The following is a 19,658-nucleotide window of genomic DNA, read 5'->3' on the forward strand; positions in this document are numbered from 1 at the left end:
ACAGCCTCCTTTTAATTTACTCCTTGGTTGGCAATCTTCATTAAATATTGACCGTACTGATTTTTTAATAATGGTTCTGCTAGTTGTATTAACTTATCTTTTGTAATATACCCCATTTTATAGGCAATTTCTTCAAGACAAGCAATTTTTAATGTTTGTCTTTTCTCAATAGTTTCAATAAATTGTGAGGCCTCTAACAATGATTCATGCGTTCCTGTATCTAACCAAGCATACCCACGTCCAAGAAGTTCGACATTTAATTCACCTTTTTCAAGGTAAGCCTTATTTACATCTGTAATCTCTAATTCGCCTCTAGCAGATGGCTTAATATTTTTAGCAATCTCTACTACACGGTTGTCATAAAAGTATAAACCTGTAACTGCATAATTTGACTTTGGAATCTCTGGCTTTTCTTCAATAGATATAGCCTTTCCATTATTATCAAATTCAACTACCCCAAAACGTTCTGGATCATTTACGTAGTAACCAAATACAGTTGCTCCATTTTTACGTGATACAGCATTTCTTAATAGATCTGTAAGTCCATGACCGTAAAAAATATTATCCCCTAGAACAAGTGCAACATTATCATCACCGATAAACTCTTCACCAATAAGAAATGCTTGTGCTAATCCACCTGGATCTGGTTGGACCTTATAAGTAAAGTTGATACCTAAATCTGAACCATCGCCTAATATTTGTTCAAAACGTGCAATATCTTGAGGCGTAGAAATAATTAATATATCCTTTATACCAGCAAGCATTAATACAGACAGCGGATAATATATCATAGGTTTATCATAAACAGGTAGTAACTGTTTGGATACAACCTTTGTTAATGGATATAATCTTGTACCACTTCCACCCGCCAAAATGATCCCTTTCATTTCTGTCAGCTCCCTTTAAAAACTTATTTCAAAAAATTAATAGACATTAACTCCATATTTATTATATATAACTATTATTTTAAAACCAATTAGAGCCATGAAATTGTAATAGGATATTAATGCTCTTTTAATCTTTTTTATAATTAAGAATAGCTATAAAGGTACCTATTCTACCTTTTAGTTGTTCTGTTAGTTTCCTTTTCTTGATTCCTGTAACATTTCCGCCATGCCTTACATATTTCATTAGAGGTTGATTAATATGAATAATATTTCTATTTTCTAGCATGCAGACAAGCGCGATCCATTGATCATGCATTTCAATTGATTTTGGAAAAGGAAGAATACTTGGGATTAATTCCTTCCTAAAAGCCATCATTGCTCCTGTAAAGGCATTTTTCGTAAGATTTCCCCATAATTTTTGATTAGTATTATTTGCATTATAATGATTCCATGAGGGATCCAACACTTCAAGCCTACCATCTACGACATATGCATCGTGCACGATTAAATCAGCATTTTGATTTCGAAAAGCATTTAAAACCACTTCTACTTTATTCTCTTCCCATATGTCATCCTGATCACATAAGAAAACGATCTCTCCCTTTGCTAAAGAGATCGCCTTTTCAAAACTTTTAATAGCTCCTAGATTTTGTTCATTTACATGAACTTCAACACGGTGACCATATTTGTCTTTAATTAGTTCTAGTGTACGATCACTAGATCGATCGTCGACAATAATTACCTGATCATCTTCATTTAATTGTTTTAATACTGAATCTAGTTGTCTAATGACAAACTGAGCACCATTATAAGTTGCCATACAAACAGATAACTTCATTTTTCCTCATTTCCCTTCAATAACGAAAAGAACTTACGAAGAGTATAAAATGCTATTTTTTTATTACTAACCAAAAGTATTTGCTTACACAAGCGCTTTAGCAATTGCATCTTATACTGTCGAAGTAAATCCCTTTTATAATTTTTATAAAAGTTGATCTCAGAGTCTAATATACTTTGATACCTCCATAATGACACCTGATTATAGTCCATAACAGATAACTCATGTTGTATTACAGTATCTAAAACGTATACCTTGTAATTTTTAAAAAATATTTCATTAAATAACCAATGATCCAAATAATCAAGAGGGAACTCTTCATTAAATCCACCAATCTCAGTTAGGAAAGAAACCCTTAGTATCGATGCTGAATTTATTGCCATGATTTCTTTATTTTGAATACCTGGATTAGGTTTTTCTCCTTTTAAATGCTGTAAAGTGTCACTAAATACAGGTGAAATCATTTTATCTATATGATTAATCTTCGGTACTATAGCAACAACACTAGCATCTATCTCATTTATTGTAGATATCTTTCGTATATAATCACGGGTAACCTCGGTATCATGATCAAATAATATTAACCATTGGGCATTTAAGTCTTGTGCTCTTTTTAAAGCATAATTATACGCTGTAGCAATTCCCAAATTACGTGAATCATGAATATAAGAAACCTCGCATCCAACAATCATTTCATCGGGAATCTCCTGCATTTCTGGACTATGATCATATATGACAAATTCGATTTGATTATTAGGAAAATCAAATTCAGCCAAATTTCGTTTAATTGTATTTAGTGTTTTACAATGTTCAATTGGTACTTTGTACAAAACAATTACTACTATTACTTTCACATAAATCCCTCTTTATTTACCGTCATATTCTTTTAAATTTTGAAAGTTCAGCGGTGTTTTGCGAAATAATTAATACTAATATAAAGAATGTGATACCTATTGGATTATTAATAAAAGGGTTTATGTTTGTTAACACAACCACACCTATAAAAGCAGCAATTAATGAACGATCATCTGTAGTGATATTGAAGTTTCGTTTATATGCTTTGTGATAATTTAATAAAAATATTAAACACAAAAATAACCAAATAGATAACCCGATTATCCCTTGTTCAACTAAAATGTCTAAAAAGCTCATTTCAATACCATTTAATCGTCCAGCAATTTCCGTTCCATATCCATGACCAACAACTAATAATACTGGATTACTTAATAATATGTCTTTCGAATCCAAGATAAACTCAAGACGAGCATTTACACTGACATCATTTACTTCCTTTTTAACTTCTTTATTTTCTTCCTCGTCATCAGGTTTTGGCACCTCTACAACTGCATCTTGTTGAAATCTCTCTAGAGTCATATGTTGATATAAAAACGGGACTGAAATAATAACAATCATTAATATAATTGATTTTTTTATTAATTGTTTATTTTTTACAAGGTTTTTATACTTTTGTACAAGCCCTTTAATTGGATCCGTTACAATTTTAATATCTAGTGCAATAATCATAAGTACACATACTACAAATGCAACTAAGAATCCGCGTGTTTCAGACCATAATATAGATATGGAGCAAAGAATAACATTATAGATATCAATTTTTGTATATTTTTTCGAAAGTAATGCATTTAATGAAAGAATTAGTCCAATTAAAACATAAAAATGACTTTTATAAAAGACACTGTTGCTTGGACGGAAAAAGAGGTCATCATTCATAATCGTATTCATAAACCTATAGAAGGGTAAAAAGTTTGCGCTAAAAACAGTTTTTCCTAATACCGCAATAGAAATTGTAAAAATTGCAACAGCTAAAGCACTATATTTTAATAAGGAAATTATTCTTTGTTTAGTGAACCTTTCTTCAGATATATAATAAGCTAATGGGAAATAGACCCCAAAAAAAGACACCCTGAAAAAGTCCATTACAATGATAGACAAAGGGTTTCCATTTATAATTCCCATTAACGCACTAACAAAAAACCAAATAATTAACCCATAAATTCCAATCGTTAATGGATTTATTCTAATAAAAGTATTAATTTCCTTATTAAAGTAGGCTTTTTCTTTTATAATTCTAGTGGCAAAAGTTAAAATGACTAGAATAAAAAGAACTTGTCGAATGGAAAGAATTCCAAAATCAATTAACCTTCCACCGCCTCCTATAAAAACTTCTACAAAGAAAATAGTTAAAAGAATTTTCTCGAATTTGCTCATGAAGTAGTATTTCCTCTCTTTTTTATGGTAATTTAATTTTTAAAAGAATCTCCATCCCCACTTTTGAAAAAACTTAAACATTGACAGCATAAATATTTTAAATAAATTCCAGTTCTTGTGGGCCCCACGTTCATAATAATGGTAAACATTCGAAAAAGGGGAATATACTACCCTTTTTTTTCGTTTATTAAGTTCTAAACATAAATCATAATCCTCAAAATACATAAAATACCGTTCATCAAAACCCTTTATTTCTTTAAAATCTTCCCCTCTAATAAGCATAAAACACCCAGAGCCTATGCGTATATCCATCAACTTATCGTCTGGAAGGTCTCGACATTCATAAGAAGCCAAACGCTTTGAAAAGACCTTTTTTACAATTTTAAACGGAATAAACCGTAATGCATAATCAAAAACAGTTACCCGATTTCTTATTAAATATTGAGTTGTACCATCAGGATTAAGGACTTTCGGAACCAGTAAAGAAATTGTAGAATCTTCTTCCATACGATTAATCATTCGAGTTAAATCAGCACGTTTTAAAATAATGTCCGGATTAAAAATTAAAAAATATTTTTCTGTTGATCGTAGCAAATTATAATTATGACCATAACCAAAGCCTTTATTTTCATGATTAAATACAATATCCGCAAAATCCTCATATTCCTTTAGCCGGTTTTTATATTCTGGAGTTGAATTATTATCAAAGATAACAAATCGAAATTGCTTATCTACACCAAATTCCTTTTTAGCGTTATCCAGAACATGAAATATATGTTTACTATTATAAGTTACAATACTAATTGCAATTTTTACACCTTGCATTCACTAACACACTCTTTTCAATACAACTAAGTTGTTGTTTTTTATAGTATTTCCAATAGCACTTAACCATCACTATCTTTTACTTAAACCATTTTAAACTGTCAACACAGAATTATATCATTAACTTGTAGAATTTTGAATAATAGGTTTTACCAATTTAAACTTTTGATTGCTCAATCTCATAGTGAAGCTTATAATTTAACATGAATAGACAAAATTAGTCATTCTCCCATAACTTAATATAAGAAGGGGTTTCAAATTTATGAATACTAGAACAAGGTATAAAAAGAGAAGGAAAAAATTAAGATGGAGAAGAATTGTTCTTTTGACGTTCTTGTTTTTTTTCGTAAGTATAGGTCTTTTTGGATACAACTTATATAGTAGTGTAGTAAGCGCAGTAGACAAAATGAATAATACTATTGATAGAGAAACTTCCGACAAAAGAACTGAGGAAATAAAATTTAACCGTAAAGATCCTATCTCCATATTATTAGTAGGAGTAGACGAAAGAGATGGAGACGCAGGTCGGACAGACTCTATGTTAGTATTAACTATTAATCCTGAATTAAAATCCACCAAGATGATCAGTATTCCACGGGATACTCGTGCAGAATTGGTTAATTCAAAAAAACCCAATAAAAATACAATTAGTAAAATGAATCATGCCTACGCATTTGGTGGAATTGAAATGACAATAGAGTCAATCGAACATTTTTTAAACATACCTATCGATTATTATATAGAGGTTAATATGGAAGGGTTCAAAGATTTAGTTGATGCTGTTGGCGGTATTGATGTTAATAACCAATATGAATTTGAATTAGATGGCACACACTTATTAGAAGGACAACAACACTTAAACGGGGAAGAAGCATTGCAGTATGCAAGAATGCGTAAAGAAGACCCTTTAGGCGATTTTGGGAGACAGAAAAGACAACAAGAGGTTATATCCAAAGTAATAAAAAAAGGAGCGTCTATCTCATCCTTAGGCAAATACGATGATATCTTAGAAGCATTGCAAGACAATATAAAAACAAACTTAACATTAGATGACATTCTAGGTATCCAAAAAATATACCGACCAGCTGCTGATTCAATCACTAAATTAGAATTAGATGGCGAAGGGAAAACAATGAACAAGGTATGGTATTATATTGTTGAAGATGAAACAAGGCAAGAATTGTCAAATGAATTACGAGATCATTTAGATTTACCAAAAGATGAAGTCGAAGACAGTAGTTTATATTAATGTTTATATTCCTTTTAAAATTAGAATGTTCTTTCATAAAAGAATGGCGATAAAAATTATCGCCATTCTTTTATGAAATCGAATTTTAATATCTCCAAACGAAAAGGAGTACAATCTATAAGACTGTACTCCTTTTATTATGGACTATTTGTATTTTGGTAATTCTAAATACAGAGTATAAGGCTGGATTTTATACACTTCATACATATGATTCACTTGTTTATAAGCCCATTGAATATCAGTAGCATATTGATTCCCTGCAACTTTTTTAGTTGACATTAGTTCAGGGTTCCATCGCATTTCATAAATTGTATTCTGTACAATTTTATAAGGATTTTTACCACCAATATATTTTTCTCCAATAAAAGCAGCTCCGCCAACGATTGCTGCCTCAGGTGTAAACCAACCGTTTCTATAAGCAGCTAAAGCTCCTAATTCATCAGGGTTACGATCATATGCCTCAATCCCATACATATTATATACAGCTTTTGCTCCTTTTGGCTCAGTGCCTCCTACATCTTCGAGCGTGAGAACACCCCCATTACTGTCCTTAAGAACAACAGGCTGACCATCTTTATTTAACTCTACCAATATACCATTTGCTAAATCAGATCGACCATTTCCTGTTTCTAATAATGCATGGGACATTAAATAAACTTCATTTACGTTATGCTTTTTAGCTGCTTCAATAAACGATTGCCCTCTTCCTGATAAAATCCCTTTTCCATTTAGGTATTGATTTAAAGTTCCAGCTTGGACATCACTAGTTTTTGTGAGACTCATAAATTGTAATCTTTGTTTCTCGTCATCGACAAAATTTGCAGGATTTAAATAATCCTGAACATCAGATGATTTAGCATTACGCCAATTTCCAAGTTCTACTTGATGCCACCCATTTACGTTTTCCTCTACAATGGATAACTGAGTATCCTTTTTTACAGTTTGAAAAACATGACTTAATGAAGAGCGACTTTCTCTAATATCAAGTTTGTCTGATAGTACTTTACCAATTCTAGAATTAATGGTTCCAAATCTACTATGAACATACAATTCTTCTCCGTCATATTCGATTTTATACCAACTCTTACTCCCTAAGAATTCATCCCCTGTAACATTATCATCTAATAGTAAAAACTTAGTTCCATACCCTACTTCAGCATAAATATTTTCATTAGTATCTAAGTCGGCAGAAGTTCTAATATTTACCTTAGTACCGGTAATAATTCCTCCATCGTAGAGTTTAACATTACTAGCATTAACAAATGCTGGTTGTTTACGGTATAAATCCGTTTGTGGAGAAACTTTCATTTGATAAGTTAATGCATTATTCAAAGTCAAATCATAATTATTAGTTGAAATAATTACGCTAGGTTTTATAAAGGCTTTCTCTTTGCTTACCGCTTCTCCTTGACCTTTAACTACCAATTTAATTTCAATAGCTTCAACAGGTTTTGAATATCCTTCAGAACCAGCTGACATTCCATTTTTTGCCCAACCTAACCAACCATAAGTACCAATATGGGCACGATAATAAACATCGTAATGGTTTGCCATATCTCCTGTTAACTTAATTTGGATAGCTTCAATACGATTCCCTTCTCCAGTTGTTCCAGATACAGAGCCGTTTGAAACTTCATTTAACCAACCCTTATTTTGAACTAGCGTCTTATAAGTGATATTACCTGGATACGGAATATTTTTTAGAGAAATTTTAATAGCTTCAACCTGTTTACCCTTACCAGTTGTTCCACTCAATTCTCCATCCTTTACATCCTTCAACCATCCTAGTGATTGAACATGGGTTGAATAAGAAACAGATGGATCCATTATTAACGGAGCCTTAGTAGAACCAGGAGGATTTCCACCTTTTTCAATTAGTACAATTTCAATACCTTCTAATCGTTTAGCAAGACCTTGAGTTCCTGCAGATTCTCCATTTTTAGCCCAATCTAACCAACCATAGGTTTGAGAATGAACACGGTAATAGACATCAAAATGGTTCGCCATTTCTCCTGTTAATTTTATCTGAATAGCTTCTAGTCGTTTCGCTTCTCCAGATGTCCCTGATATGGCTCCGTTAGATTTAAAATTTAACCAGCCGTAACTTTGTACATGAGTTTTATAGGTAATACCGCCTGAATAAGGCGCATTTTTCAATGAAATTTTAATAGCCTCTAAACGTTTTGCTTCCCCTTCTGTTCCTGACATTTTTCCATCAGACACAGGATTTAACCATCCATAACTTTGTACATGAGTTGAATAAGTGACTGATGGATCCATTACAAGTGGTTTGGTTGTAGAACCTGGCGCTTGTCCACCCTTTTCAACTAAAACAATTTCAATAGCTTCTAAGCGTTTAGCAAGACCTTGGGTTCCTGCAGATTCACCGTTTTTTGCCCAATCCAGCCATCCATAGGTTTGCGCATGTACTCGATAGTATACATCATAATGGTTTGCCATTTCGCCTGTTAGCTTGATTTGAATAGCTTCTAAACGTTTTCCCTCACCTGTTGTTCCAGATTCTTTATTATCAGAAACAAAATCTAACCATCCATGACTTTGTACATGGGTTTTATAAGTGATTCCGCCTTCATGAGGGGCATCTTTTAAAGCGATTTTAATAGATTCCAACCGTTTTGCTTCGCCTTCGGTTCCTGAAGCTGTTCCATCAGATACAGGTTTCAACCATCCACGACTTTGTACATGGGTTGAATACACAACTGATGGACTTTTCAAAGAGCTCATTGCAAAAGTTTGGAAGGATTGGGACGGCGCTTCCTCACTATCACTGACAGCTTTATTATTTTCACCGCTACCGCTTGACTGTACCTTAATAGAAGATTCAGATTCAGTTTCAGTTTCATTTAATGACTCTTCTTTCGCATTTAATGAATGGTAAACATCTTCTGTAATAGGTACTTTTTCGTTATTTTCTTTGGTTAGATAGTAAGTCAAACCTTTATTTTCAATAACTGTACCATGTTCATCGATTGTTTTTAATTCTTCAATAGAAGTACCATTTTCATTTGTTTCCAGAACTGTCACTTGATCATTTAAATCTGCCGAAAAAACTTCTTCAACCTCAAAAAAATCAGATTCAGAGATTCTATAATTGATAGATTCCTCATTTAATATATCCAATTTATTTAGTTCATTATTTACATTTAACAAGACTTCTTGTGTCTGCTTTTCCGAACTATTTAGGATTTCAATTTTTCCAGTAATAGATGTTTTTGAGTCATCTGACCATCCAGAAAAATGCAATCTTACACGATCATTAATCTGAACCGTTTCTTCTTCACCTTGATACTTGATAAAATAATAACTGTCTTTTGAGTCTAGATTAGCCCCTTTTGGTTCTGCTGCAAATCCAATACTCAGATTAGAAGTAAATGAAAAACTCAAAATCATAATTCCAACAAGAACTAAAAGTATTTTTTTTGTTGCCATAAAAAATTAAACATCCCCCTCTCAAAATGTTTTCCATAAATTAATAGACTTCTCCTGTTATTCTAGCATAATACAAGCTGGTTAACATTAGAAATTTATTACTGAAGTGTATATCAGAACTTTAAAATATTTAAAAATTAAAATTATAACTTATACGACAAAAAAACACGCTTCATTGAGAGCGTGTTTGTAAAATTATAACATTCTACCTCGAATTTTGTTATATACTTTCATAACAAAAGAGTCTCTTACAAGTATTAAACCGCTAAAATAAATAGTTGTTCCAACCATTACTTGTAACAGCGTTAATAATACAGGAGCTATATGAATATAATGACCAACTAAAATAACTGATATAAACACAAGAATACTCAATAATAAATATTTAACAAAGAAACGAGCAAAAGTATTTAACTCAAAATATTTCCTAGCATAATACATTTGTATTAAAGCTCCTACACCTTCAGCTACTAGTAGAGCGATTGTTGTAGCTAGACTACCGAGTGTAGAAACCAAACCTATATTAATAATAAGGCTTAGAACAGCGCCAACGATAATGGAAATGGAATACTTTTTTTGCTGATTAGTAGCTACAAGTAGTTGAACACCAAAAACATTAGCAAGTCCAACAAAAAAGATGACAGGACTCATCATTATCAGTATAATAGAGACTTTTGAAAATCCTTCTCCTAAAAACCAAACGACAAAATTAGGGGCAATTGCCATCATACCCAAAGTCATTGGTAAAGTAATCATTAATACAAATTGTAAAGTAATTTGAGTATATCTTTTCAACTCACCATAGTTACCTTTTGAAAACTCAGAAGCCATTCTAGGTAGTAAGACAGTTCCTAGTGAAGCCACTAACCCTATTGCAATTTTCACAACCTTATTCGCTTGATTATAAAAACCAACTTCTATCTCACCTGAAACATTCCCTAAAACAATTCTATTGACTAATACATAAACTTGAATCATCAGTTGAGGAATAAATAGTAATATTAACGGTTTAATATGGTGAACGATATCCTTAAATCCAACTTTAATAAAAATGATTTCTTTAAATAATGGAACCCACATAATCAGCTGACCAATGAGTAAAGTTCCCCCATTTATGGCAACATATAAAGGCAAATCATTATAATCTTTGATAAGAGTAAATATCAGTATTATCCCTGAAACTTTTACGATCATATTTCTTATTGCGATTTTCTTCATCTCTTCCTTACCGACAAAATACCAAGAGATATCGATACAATAAGCAAACAATGTTGTTAAGTGAATATAATACAATAATTTATGTTCATGAATAAAACTAATAAAAATTAAAAAAACAAATAAAGTTAATAAAGAATTGATAATTTGAAAAATAAAAATAGACCAAAATTCCTTCGAAGTATCATGACGATCCTTTTGAACAGCAATTTGTCTACTTCCGTACATTGGTAAACTTAATACTATAAACACAACAAAAAGTTGAACAATTGATAATACATATGCATCGATTCCAATACCCTCTGCTTTAAGAATGCGAGATACATATGGAGTCGTAATAAAAGGTGTTAGCATTAATAAAAGTTGGTATAACACCGTAAATATATAGTTAGTGGCTAGTTTACCCATTTTCTACTCAATACCTTTTTAAAATTTGTTAATCATGTAATGTTTTATCATTTTTATTTTTAATGATAACGGTGCTGATTTTTTCAAGAAACCTAAATCCTTCATTATCGCTCTTCTTATTCCCTTAAAATGATTCTCTTCTACATAACTTTCTAATTCTTCATCGATCCATGGATACCTTTCAAGAAGAATCCTTTTTGATTGACGTTGAAGTTCCCCCTTTTCACTTCCAAAGGACACTCCACCGATATGGTGTACATAGGCTTCTTGTGCTACAACTAGTTTTAACCCTTTTTGAGCAGCTCTCATACACCAATCTGATTCTTCTCCATATCCTCTTTTAAAGGTCTTCGCATCAAAGATTCCAACCTGTTCTAGTGCTGACCTTTTTATATACATACAAAAACCAATGATTAAAGGAGTCTCCACGTAACCACTTCTTTTACTTTTATTAAAAGCAGCTAAAATTTCTTCGTAAGTGAACAAAGCATTTATCTGACTATTTGGCGTAGGAACTCCGGAAATAATCCCATAATTACTCATTGGTGTTAGTGCAGCGATCGATTCAGAACTATAGGCCGTCTTATTGAGAATTTCAAGCCATAATGGACTTACTAATGTATCACTATTGAGTACCACAACATCCCTCTTTGATATAGCAAATCCATTATTAACATTTCCAGGAAATCCAAGGTTTTGCTCGTTTCTAACGACAGTAACAAACGAATATTTTTCACTATATTCCTTAGTCATTTTCGGAATACGATCATCTGGACTTTTATCATCTAATAAATATAAATTAAATGTTCCTTCTTTTGTGTATTTTAGTACACTTTCGATACAATTTTTTGTTTCATCATAAGAGTTATAAATTGGTAATAAAATATCAACTTTGCCCATTTACTTTCTCCCCAATGGATAATACTCAAACATGTCACGTACATGTTTATCCTTTACATGAATATTACGAAGGTCGAATACGAAATTCCCCTCCATTAAATCCCTCATCCTAGTTAAAGACATTCCTCTAAATTGATGCCATTCTGTCATAAAAATCGTTGCATCTACATCTTTTACAGCATCATATTCATTTTGACAATAGGTGATATGATCTTCTATTTCCTTTAATCTCCACTTTGCCTCTTTCATCCCTTGAGGACAATAGGCTTTAATGTTTGCTCCATTTTTCACAAGCCCATTAATGATATCAATACTTGGTGCTTCTCTCATATCATCTGTTTCAGGTTTAAAAGAGAGTCCTAATACCGCAATGTTCTTGTCCTCAACCCCGTTCATGCGATCTATGATTTTTTCAACCATTCTTTTTTTCTGTTTCTCATTAGCTTCAATCGCCGCTTGAATCACTTTTAATTCTTCCCCGTGATGATTTGCAATGTCAACAATAGCCTTCGTATCTTTTGGGAAACACGATCCTCCATAGCCAGGTCCAGCATGAAGGAATTTTGGAGAAATACGTCCATCCATTCCCATAGCTCGAGCTATTTCTTGAACATTAGCGCCTACCTTTTCTGCCAAGAGAGCCATTTCATTTATAAAAGAAATCTTTACAGCTAAAAATGAATTAGAAGCGTATTTAATCATCTCAGCGGTAGCAATATCTGTAAAAACAAATGGGGTTTCATTTATATATAGTACATCATACACTGTTTTCATCATATCCAAAGCTCTATCACTGTTGCATCCAATGACTACACGGTCAGGTTTTAAGCAGTCGCCAACCGCTTTACCTTCTCTTAAAAACTCTGGATTTGATACGACATCAAAAGGACAATCAACCTTTCGTTCATTAAGTATTGATTGAATGGTTTCTTGTACTAATTGCCCTGTACCTACAGGAACCGTAGACTTATTAACCACAACCTTATAGTCATTCATGTACTCTCCAATACTTTCAGCGACTTGAAGGACAAATTGTAAATCTGCACTTCCATCGTCTTTTGGGGGAGTACCAACCGCAATAAAAATAACATCACTATTTTCAACGGTATACTTCATATCAGTTGTGAACTTTAACCTTCCTGCATCCACATTTTTATCCATTAATTCTTTTAAACCAGGCTCATAAATAGGAACAATTCCTTTTTTTAATTGTTGTATTTTTTCTTCAATAACATCCATGCATAAAACTTCTAGTCCAAATTCAGCTAATACTACACCTTGGACAAGACCTACGTAGCCTGTTCCAACGACTCCAATCCTCATAGTCTATTCCTCCGATTGAATACTCTATCCACTAATTGATAACAAAAAGAGTAGGAAGAGTTAATTTTAGATCGTAACACTTTCCCGTTTTCTTTATTTTCCGAAGCTAATATATCGTGATATAACGATTTTGTTATTAAGTTTGCTGTTTCCAGTTCTTTATATTTTGTAAAAAACATTTTTAATGCCTGGATTTGGTTTACCTTTTTACTAATGCTATCATTCTGCACCTCAGCTAATGCTAATACTTGATTTAGATGATGGATAGTATGCTTCTTAGAAACTCTAATAACAAAATCCCAGTCTTGAAATCTCATCAAGCTCTCATCAAACAAATTTCCTTCTGCTACTTTTTTCTTTAATAATATCGTTTGTGTACTTATAAAATTACCCCGTTCAAGAAGGCCCTTAATTTCATCTGACTTAACCTTTCTTTTGGGCACTACTCTGGAGATGTTATCTAAAATGTTATTTATTTTCAAACTACAAAAAACCATGTCAACATCAGGATGGTCCTCTATATATTTGATTTGTGTTTCTAACTTAGTTGGTAACCATATATCATCACTGTCTTGAAAAGCAATATAATCTCCCTTTGCTAATAAAATACCAGTATTACGAGCTCCATTAGCTCCCTTAGTTCTTTTGTTAACAACATATTTTATCTTATCGTTATTAAAAGATTGAACTACTTCTCTGGTATTATCGGTAGACAGATCATCAACAATGATAATTTCTAATGGCTCTAGCGTTTGTTCTAATACACTGTTTACAGCTTTTGGTAACAAATGAGCACGATTAAAAGTAGGAATTACAACAGAAATACTCAAAAATACACACCCTCTAAAATAGTTCCATTCTTTATTTTATCACCTTTTTAAATGGTCGACAAAAATTGCTATGTTTTAGTATAACCTATTTTAAATTAATTTCCATCTATACAAATGTAGTTTTTTAACTAGAGTTTTCAATACAATATTTTGCATTTTTAAATAAAGTACCTTAAAATAGTCGATTGTAAATGTTCGTTAACATTAAATTAAAATATTTTAACGTTTAGGTAATGTTTTTTACAATCGAAAGAAGGATTAAATTATGAAAAAATATAAACAAAACATAGATAATTATATAATTTTTTTGATCTTCAACGGTTTAGTCTCTTTTTATTTATTACTTTTATTAAAGTTTATCACTGATTCATTCAGTCTTGTTTCTATCATAAATTGGATAGACTTAAATACAAAGAAATTTATATTAACTTATTTTATTATCTTTGCCCTACTGTTATTTACAGCAAAGATACAAATTAAATGGATTAGGCAACTTAATAATCAAAATGGGTGGATTATCTATCTTTTGAAGACATTTATTATATTAGGTATCAGTTTTATTTTTGCATTAGTTACTAGTATATATCTACAATACGCCCAGTCATTACATAATTTACCCGAAACTATACTTTGGATCTCGGATAATCCCGCTATCTATTATATCGGTTTATTATTATTACTTTCTTTATTCATATTTACCTTTTCTTTAATTGGAAATGTTTATCTTAGTTCTTTCTTAACTGCTTCTATTTTATTTTTAATAGGATTTGCTCACTACAATAAACTTAATTTAAGAATTGAACCGCTATATCCGTCAGATTTTATGCAGATTGGACAATTAAAAGAAGTAATACCCATGGTTATGAACTCTTTTTCAGTTAAGGATTTTATTTTTATTTTAGTAATAATCTCTGTTATTATTGTTTTAACTTTTTTACTACCCAAGATTAGAATCTCACTTTGGACACGTGGAGTATTAATCCTGTTTTCTGTAATAGTGATTTATTCTTTTGCTAACTTTCCAAATACGTTTTTGAATATTTTTTTCGATAAAGCGGGAGTTATAGTGAGTAAATGGAATCCTTTAAATACCTATGATCATAATGGTTTTGTTATAGGATTTCTTGCAAATTCCAGCAATAAAAAATTACCTATTCCAGAGGGCTATACAAAGGAAAAAGTATTAGAAATCGCACAAAAATATGCAAATAATAAAATTAATAACAGTCCTAACGAACTACCCAATATCATATATATAATGAATGAATCGTTTTGGGATCCTACACGTCTCGAGAACGATAAAATAAAATTTAGTGAAGATCCACTAAAAAATGTACGATCATTAAGTAAAAATTATACTTCTGGATATATATACTCACCTGCATTTGGAGGAGCTACTGCTAATATTGAATTTGAGGCACTTACAGGTTTTTCAACGTCATTTTTAAACCCTGGTTCAATAGCCTATCAAGAAATTGTTTATCGAAAAAACTTTATTCCTTCTATTGTCAGTGATCTCGAAAGAAAAGGTTATGAGTCATTAGCTATTCATCCTTATAATCGTGCCTTTTATAAGAGAAGTATTGTGTATAACACATTCGGTTTTAATGAATTCCGCGATATGAATACAATGAAATATCAAGAAAAATCAGGACCAATGATTTCAGATAAATCTGTTTCAAAGGAAATTATAGACCATATTAGAAATACTAAAGATCCATCGTTTATTCACGCTGTAACCATGCAAAATCATATGCCCTATAATTCAGGCCGTTATGAAGAGAATACAATTAAAGTGACAGGACTACCAGAAGAAGCTTCATCTCCTTTAGAAGTATACAGTGAGGGAGTAAAACAAGCAGATTTAGCCTTAAAATATTTAATAGATGAATTGGACGAATTAGAAGAACCAACGATTATCGTCTTTTGGGGCGATCACTTGCCAATTTTAGGACCATACCGATCTGTATATTCAGATGCAAACTTTGCTCAGACCAATAATGATCTATTAAATGATAAGCTTTTTTCCGAAACACCTTTATTAATATATTCTAATTACAATATCAATAAGGTTGAATTAAATACAATTAGTCCATCCTATCTGGCCAAGATTGTCTACGACCTAACCGGATTAGAAAAACCAACTTTCTTTAATTTACTCGATGAATTATTCAAGGAAATTCCTGGTATAAAAACGAATGCTAAGATAGGTGCAAATCAGGAGTTCATTAAAACTTTATCCCCAAAACAAAAAGAATTATTAAACGACTATAGATTGCTACAGTATGATCTATTAGCAGGGAAGCAATATACACTAGATATTTTGTATTCGAATTAAGTTTAATTATAATCTAAGAAACATTAAATCAAGAATTAACGATTAACATTAGTGAATACTAGGGTGCAATAGTTTAAGACATTTCAAAAAGACTGAAATTACACTAGGTAATTTCAGTCTTTTCATTTAATCAAAAAAGATTCCTAATAATACATTTCAAAATACTCTGCAATTCCATCGGCAATAGCCTTTGCCAATTTATTTTGATAAGAACTTGTTACTAATTTCTTACGTTCACTTGCATTATTAATATATCCTAATTCTAAAAGAGTGGCAGGCATTTCTGATTCTCGTATAACTGCAAAAGAAGACCCATCTGTACCTCGATTTTTTGCACCTGTATATTCAACCATTTTATCGTGAATTAAATTAGTTAATGTTTTACTCTTCGAAACACGTTCAGGATCGTTGTGCATACTTTCGTTAATTTTTGAAGGATATTCCTTTTTATATTTATAATAATAAGATTCAATTCCATATGGACCAGCAGTCACTGATGAATTATGATGAAGACTAACAAAAATATTAGCATCCAGGTCATTAGCCATTTGAGGGCGTTCATATAAACCTACTGTAGTGTTTCCAGTACGAGACATATAAACCGTATATCCTTTAGCTCTTAATAATGATGCAGTCTTATTGGCAACCACTAAATTTAAGCTAGCCTCTTTATAGCCGCCACCAACTGCACCCGAATCAGTACCACCATGACCCGGATCTAAAAATACTGTCAATGGTCGTTTAAATGCACTTCTTGTATTAACTGGTTTTCCTTCTCCCTTAGGAACTAAATTTATTTCAATAGCTTCTAAGCGTTTAGCGTGTCCCTCCGACCCAGCTTTCATTCCATTCTTTGCCCATCCTAACCAACCAAACGTTTGGGCATGTACTCGATAATAAATATCATAATACTTAGCAATTTCACCTGTTAGTTTTATTTGAATGGCTTCTAAACGTTTACTTTCACCCGTTTTACCGGATAAACCGCCATTAGTTACATTTTTTAACCATCCATAACTTTGTACGTGCGTAGAATATACAATATCTCCATCAAAAGGAGAATCCTTTAAATTAATCTTTATAGCTTCCAACCTTTTTGCTAGACCAACTGTCCCACTAGCTGTTCCATCACTTACAGTTTTTCCCCATCCAAACGATTGTATATGTGTTGTATAAGAAACAGATGGATGTGTCAAAAACGGTTTCTCGGTTGCTCCCGGAGCTTTTCCGCCTTTATTAACTAGAACAATTTCAATTGCTTCTAGTCGTTTTGCTAATCCTTCGGTACCTGCAGGCTCACCATTCTTAGTCCAATCTAACCAACCAAATGTTTGAGCATGTACTCGGTAATATACATCAAAGTACTTAGCCATTTCTCCGTTTAATTTAATTTTAATAGCTTCTAGTCTTTTACCTTTCCCCACTGTCCCTGAGGATTTATCATTAGAAACATAATCTAACCAACCAGAGGATTGTACATGTGTTGTGTAACTAATATTTCCATCAAAATTAGCATTTTGTATATCAATCTTAATTGCCTCTAAACGCTTCCCTTGGCTAATAGTCCCACTCATTTTTCCGTTCTTGACCTTATCTAACCATCCGTAGGTTTGAACATGTGTTGTATAAACTACTGATGGTTTAGTGAAAAATGGTTTTTCAGTTGACCCTGGAGCATCTTCACTTTTTTCAACTATAATAATCTCAATCGCTTCAAGTCTTTTCTCTAATCCTTCGGTACCGGACGGTTCACCATTTTTTGCCCAACTCAACCAACCGAAGGTTTGTGCATGAACACGATAATAAATATCATAATTTGAAGCATTTTTACCGGTTAATTCTATCTTTATAGCTTCTAATCGTTTAGCTTTTCCAACAGTACCGCTTTTTGAACCATCGTATACATATCCAGTCCAGCCTATTCCTTCAATATTTGTTGAATATTTAACTCCTATTCCTAGTTCTTTCCCATTATCAATGGCAATTTGAATACTTTCTAATCTCTTTTTCTCTCCTTGTGTTCCTGATAACTTTCCATTTGAAACCTCGTTCTGCCATCCTATCCCTTGTACATGAGTGCTATATTTAATAATAGGATTTGCTTGTTTCACCAGTGGATTTAGTTCCATTGTCTTAACAGAATTAATTTCACTGTCTACCTCAGAAGTTGATTCATTATCTTTCATTTCCTCTTCGAATTCGTCTTCTAACAATTCCCCTTCTGACAATTCCTTCGAGGAATTTAAGGATTCATTCGAAATCGTTTCTTGTGCTTCCTGGGTAGAAATCTCTTCAATGGGATTATCAAGTTTGTTTTGTTCGTTATTAGAACCAAACTCTTCAACTTCCTCTATACGTTCTTGTGCATATGAGTGGTTTGCGGGTAAAACTAGCACAAAACTCATTAATAATACACTAACTAATAAAAGCAACTTTCTTTGCATCATCCTACTCCCTTTTCTTGATTTACAAAATAAATGTTTAATCGACATTCTTTGCACTCTACCTATTAGTCTAGCATAAAAAATGGGTAAAAAGACTATATATTTTATCTATTTATTATAAGTAAAAATACTTAATGTCGACCTTATTATATTAGTAGGAGACAACCTGCCTTGAAAATATAAAAGAATGTTATTTTTACTTTATTAATGATAATGGTGAGTCCATTCTAATAAACACTAAACAATCCTTTAATCGATACAAATATAGTACTATAAGGTGTTGCTATTATATATATACTATTTTAATTAGATTATCTAGTGGTTTCCTATGATCCGTTCAACACATCTTATCAATGGAATTTAATTCATTTACATCTTTAAAAGAACGATCCTAAATGAATGGAATTGATGGAACATGTTATTAGCCCGGAGCCGAACAATTCTCAACATTACCAAATGGCTCGGTCGCTGGCTGAAAAAGCTGGGGACCCCGAACTTGCCCTATCCTATTATCAACAAGGACTTGAAATGGATAAATTTAATACAAGTTTTCAAGTTTGTATGAAAACACAGCTCGTTTGGCGGTTGAAATGCCATCGAAACCTGAAACTGTTAATAAAGCGGAATTGCTTGATACCGCAACAAGATGCAATAAATAGACGTTCAGCTTTTTTTGTTTCATTTAATTATTATAAGGATAAAACAGTTAACACGATTATACT

General features: G+C 32.1%; 13 protein-coding genes. 2 read left to right on the forward strand and 11 right to left on the reverse strand.

The genetic code is table 11. The features are described from left to right. Nucleotides 1-11: 11 nt before the first annotated feature. From rfbA to Q5760_RS21745, 5 genes are all read right to left on the reverse strand, one after another. Nucleotides 12-887 carry a glucose-1-phosphate thymidylyltransferase RfbA gene (rfbA, locus tag Q5760_RS21725; RefSeq protein ID WP_428909667.1) on the reverse strand — a complete coding sequence of 292 codons (876 nt, stop codon included), beginning with the start codon at nt 885-887 and terminating at the stop codon, nt 12-14. Nucleotides 888-1,014: 127 nt separating this feature from the next. Further along, nucleotides 1,015-1,707, reverse strand: coding sequence for a glycosyltransferase family 2 protein (locus Q5760_RS21730; RefSeq protein ID WP_428909668.1), 693 nt, complete (start codon nt 1,705-1,707; stop codon nt 1,015-1,017). A 14-nt stretch (nt 1,708-1,721) separates the two neighbouring features. Then, nucleotides 1,722-2,579 carry a glycosyltransferase gene (locus Q5760_RS21735; protein ID WP_428909669.1) on the reverse strand — a complete coding sequence of 286 codons (858 nt, stop codon included), beginning with the start codon at nt 2,577-2,579 and terminating at the stop codon, nt 1,722-1,724. Nucleotides 2,580-2,601: 22 nt separating this feature from the next. After that, complete coding sequence (locus Q5760_RS21740) at nt 2,602-3,954, reverse strand: O-antigen ligase family protein (protein ID WP_428909670.1); 1,353 nt, start codon at nt 3,952-3,954, stop codon at nt 2,602-2,604. Between the two features lie 39 nt (nt 3,955-3,993). Further along, a complete protein-coding gene (locus Q5760_RS21745) occupies nt 3,994-4,779 on the reverse strand; it encodes a glycosyltransferase family 2 protein (RefSeq protein ID WP_428909671.1) in 786 nt (261 codons plus the stop codon). 262 nt (nt 4,780-5,041) lie between these two features. Between Q5760_RS21745 and Q5760_RS21750 the strand changes: the two genes are divergently transcribed. Further along, the gene (locus Q5760_RS21750; protein ID WP_428909672.1) at nt 5,042-6,028 is read left to right on the forward strand and encodes an LCP family protein; all 987 of its coding nucleotides are present in this window, start codon (nt 5,042-5,044) and stop codon (nt 6,026-6,028) included. Between the two features lie 144 nt (nt 6,029-6,172). On the opposite strand, the gene Q5760_RS21755 is transcribed toward Q5760_RS21750, so the two are convergent. From Q5760_RS21755 to Q5760_RS21775, 5 genes are all read right to left on the reverse strand, one after another. Beyond that, nucleotides 6,173-9,478 carry a glucosaminidase domain-containing protein gene (locus Q5760_RS21755; RefSeq protein ID WP_428909673.1) on the reverse strand — a complete coding sequence of 1,102 codons (3,306 nt, stop codon included), beginning with the start codon at nt 9,476-9,478 and terminating at the stop codon, nt 6,173-6,175. Nucleotides 9,479-9,673: 195 nt separating this feature from the next. Beyond that, on the reverse strand, nt 9,674-11,101 hold the full coding sequence (locus Q5760_RS21760; RefSeq protein ID WP_428909674.1) for an oligosaccharide flippase family protein: 1,428 nt from the start codon (nt 11,099-11,101) through the stop codon (nt 9,674-9,676). Between the two features lie 18 nt (nt 11,102-11,119). After that, entirely contained in the window at nt 11,120-12,001 is an 882-nt protein-coding gene (locus Q5760_RS21765; protein WP_428909675.1) for a glycosyltransferase family 2 protein, read from the reverse strand. Next, nucleotides 12,002-13,324 (reverse strand): UDP-glucose dehydrogenase family protein, encoded by a 1,323-nt coding sequence (locus tag Q5760_RS21770; protein WP_428909676.1) that lies wholly within the window; start codon nt 13,322-13,324, stop codon nt 12,002-12,004. Next, nucleotides 13,321-14,154 carry a glycosyltransferase family 2 protein gene (locus Q5760_RS21775; protein ID WP_428909677.1) on the reverse strand — a complete coding sequence of 278 codons (834 nt, stop codon included), beginning with the start codon at nt 14,152-14,154 and terminating at the stop codon, nt 13,321-13,323. The genes Q5760_RS21770 and Q5760_RS21775 overlap by 4 nt, the downstream gene beginning before the upstream one ends. Nucleotides 14,155-14,419: 265 nt before the next feature. On the opposite strand from Q5760_RS21775, the gene Q5760_RS21780 reads away from it, so the two are divergent. Continuing rightward, complete coding sequence (locus Q5760_RS21780) at nt 14,420-16,492, forward strand: LTA synthase family protein (protein WP_428909678.1); 2,073 nt, start codon at nt 14,420-14,422, stop codon at nt 16,490-16,492. A gap of 143 nt (nt 16,493-16,635) precedes the next feature. Here the strand turns inward: Q5760_RS21780 and Q5760_RS21785 are convergent, their stop codons facing one another. Continuing rightward, the gene (locus Q5760_RS21785) at nt 16,636-18,936 is read right to left on the reverse strand and encodes an N-acetylmuramoyl-L-alanine amidase (RefSeq protein WP_428909679.1); all 2,301 of its coding nucleotides are present in this window, start codon (nt 18,934-18,936) and stop codon (nt 16,636-16,638) included. Between the last annotated feature and the right edge of the window lie 722 nt (nt 18,937-19,658).

Source organism: Niallia sp. Kr1 (assembly GCF_050389805.1).
Taxonomy (GTDB): domain Bacteria; phylum Bacillota; class Bacilli; order Bacillales; family Cytobacillaceae; genus Bacillus_BD.

What these genes read in the sequence shown, in the direction of transcription:
- rfbA (WP_428909667.1), bottom strand. Translation starts at nt 887, where the DNA reads ATGAAAGGGATCATTTTGGCGGGTGGAAGTGGTACAAGATTATATCCA.
- Q5760_RS21730 (WP_428909668.1), bottom strand. Translation starts at nt 1,707, where the DNA reads ATGGCAACTTATAATGGTGCTCAGTTTGTCATTAGACAACTAGATTCA.
- Q5760_RS21740 (WP_428909670.1), bottom strand. Translation starts at nt 3,954, where the DNA reads ATGAGCAAATTCGAGAAAATTCTTTTAACTATTTTCTTTGTAGAAGTT.
- Q5760_RS21745 (WP_428909671.1), bottom strand. Translation starts at nt 4,779, where the DNA reads ATGCAAGGTGTAAAAATTGCAATTAGTATTGTAACTTATAATAGTAAA.
- Q5760_RS21750 (WP_428909672.1), top strand. Translation starts at nt 5,042, where the DNA reads ATGAATACTAGAACAAGGTATAAAAAGAGAAGGAAAAAATTAAGATGG.
- Q5760_RS21755 (WP_428909673.1), bottom strand. Translation starts at nt 9,478, where the DNA reads ATGGCAACAAAAAAAATACTTTTAGTTCTTGTTGGAATTATGATTTTG.
- Q5760_RS21760 (WP_428909674.1), bottom strand. Translation starts at nt 11,101, where the DNA reads ATGGGTAAACTAGCCACTAACTATATATTTACGGTGTTATACCAACTT.
- Q5760_RS21765 (WP_428909675.1), bottom strand. Translation starts at nt 12,001, where the DNA reads ATGGGCAAAGTTGATATTTTATTACCAATTTATAACTCTTATGATGAA.
- Q5760_RS21770 (WP_428909676.1), bottom strand. Translation starts at nt 13,324, where the DNA reads ATGAGGATTGGAGTCGTTGGAACAGGCTACGTAGGTCTTGTCCAAGGT.
- Q5760_RS21780 (WP_428909678.1), top strand. Translation starts at nt 14,420, where the DNA reads ATGAAAAAATATAAACAAAACATAGATAATTATATAATTTTTTTGATC.
- Q5760_RS21785 (WP_428909679.1), bottom strand. Translation starts at nt 18,936, where the DNA reads ATGCAAAGAAAGTTGCTTTTATTAGTTAGTGTATTATTAATGAGTTTT.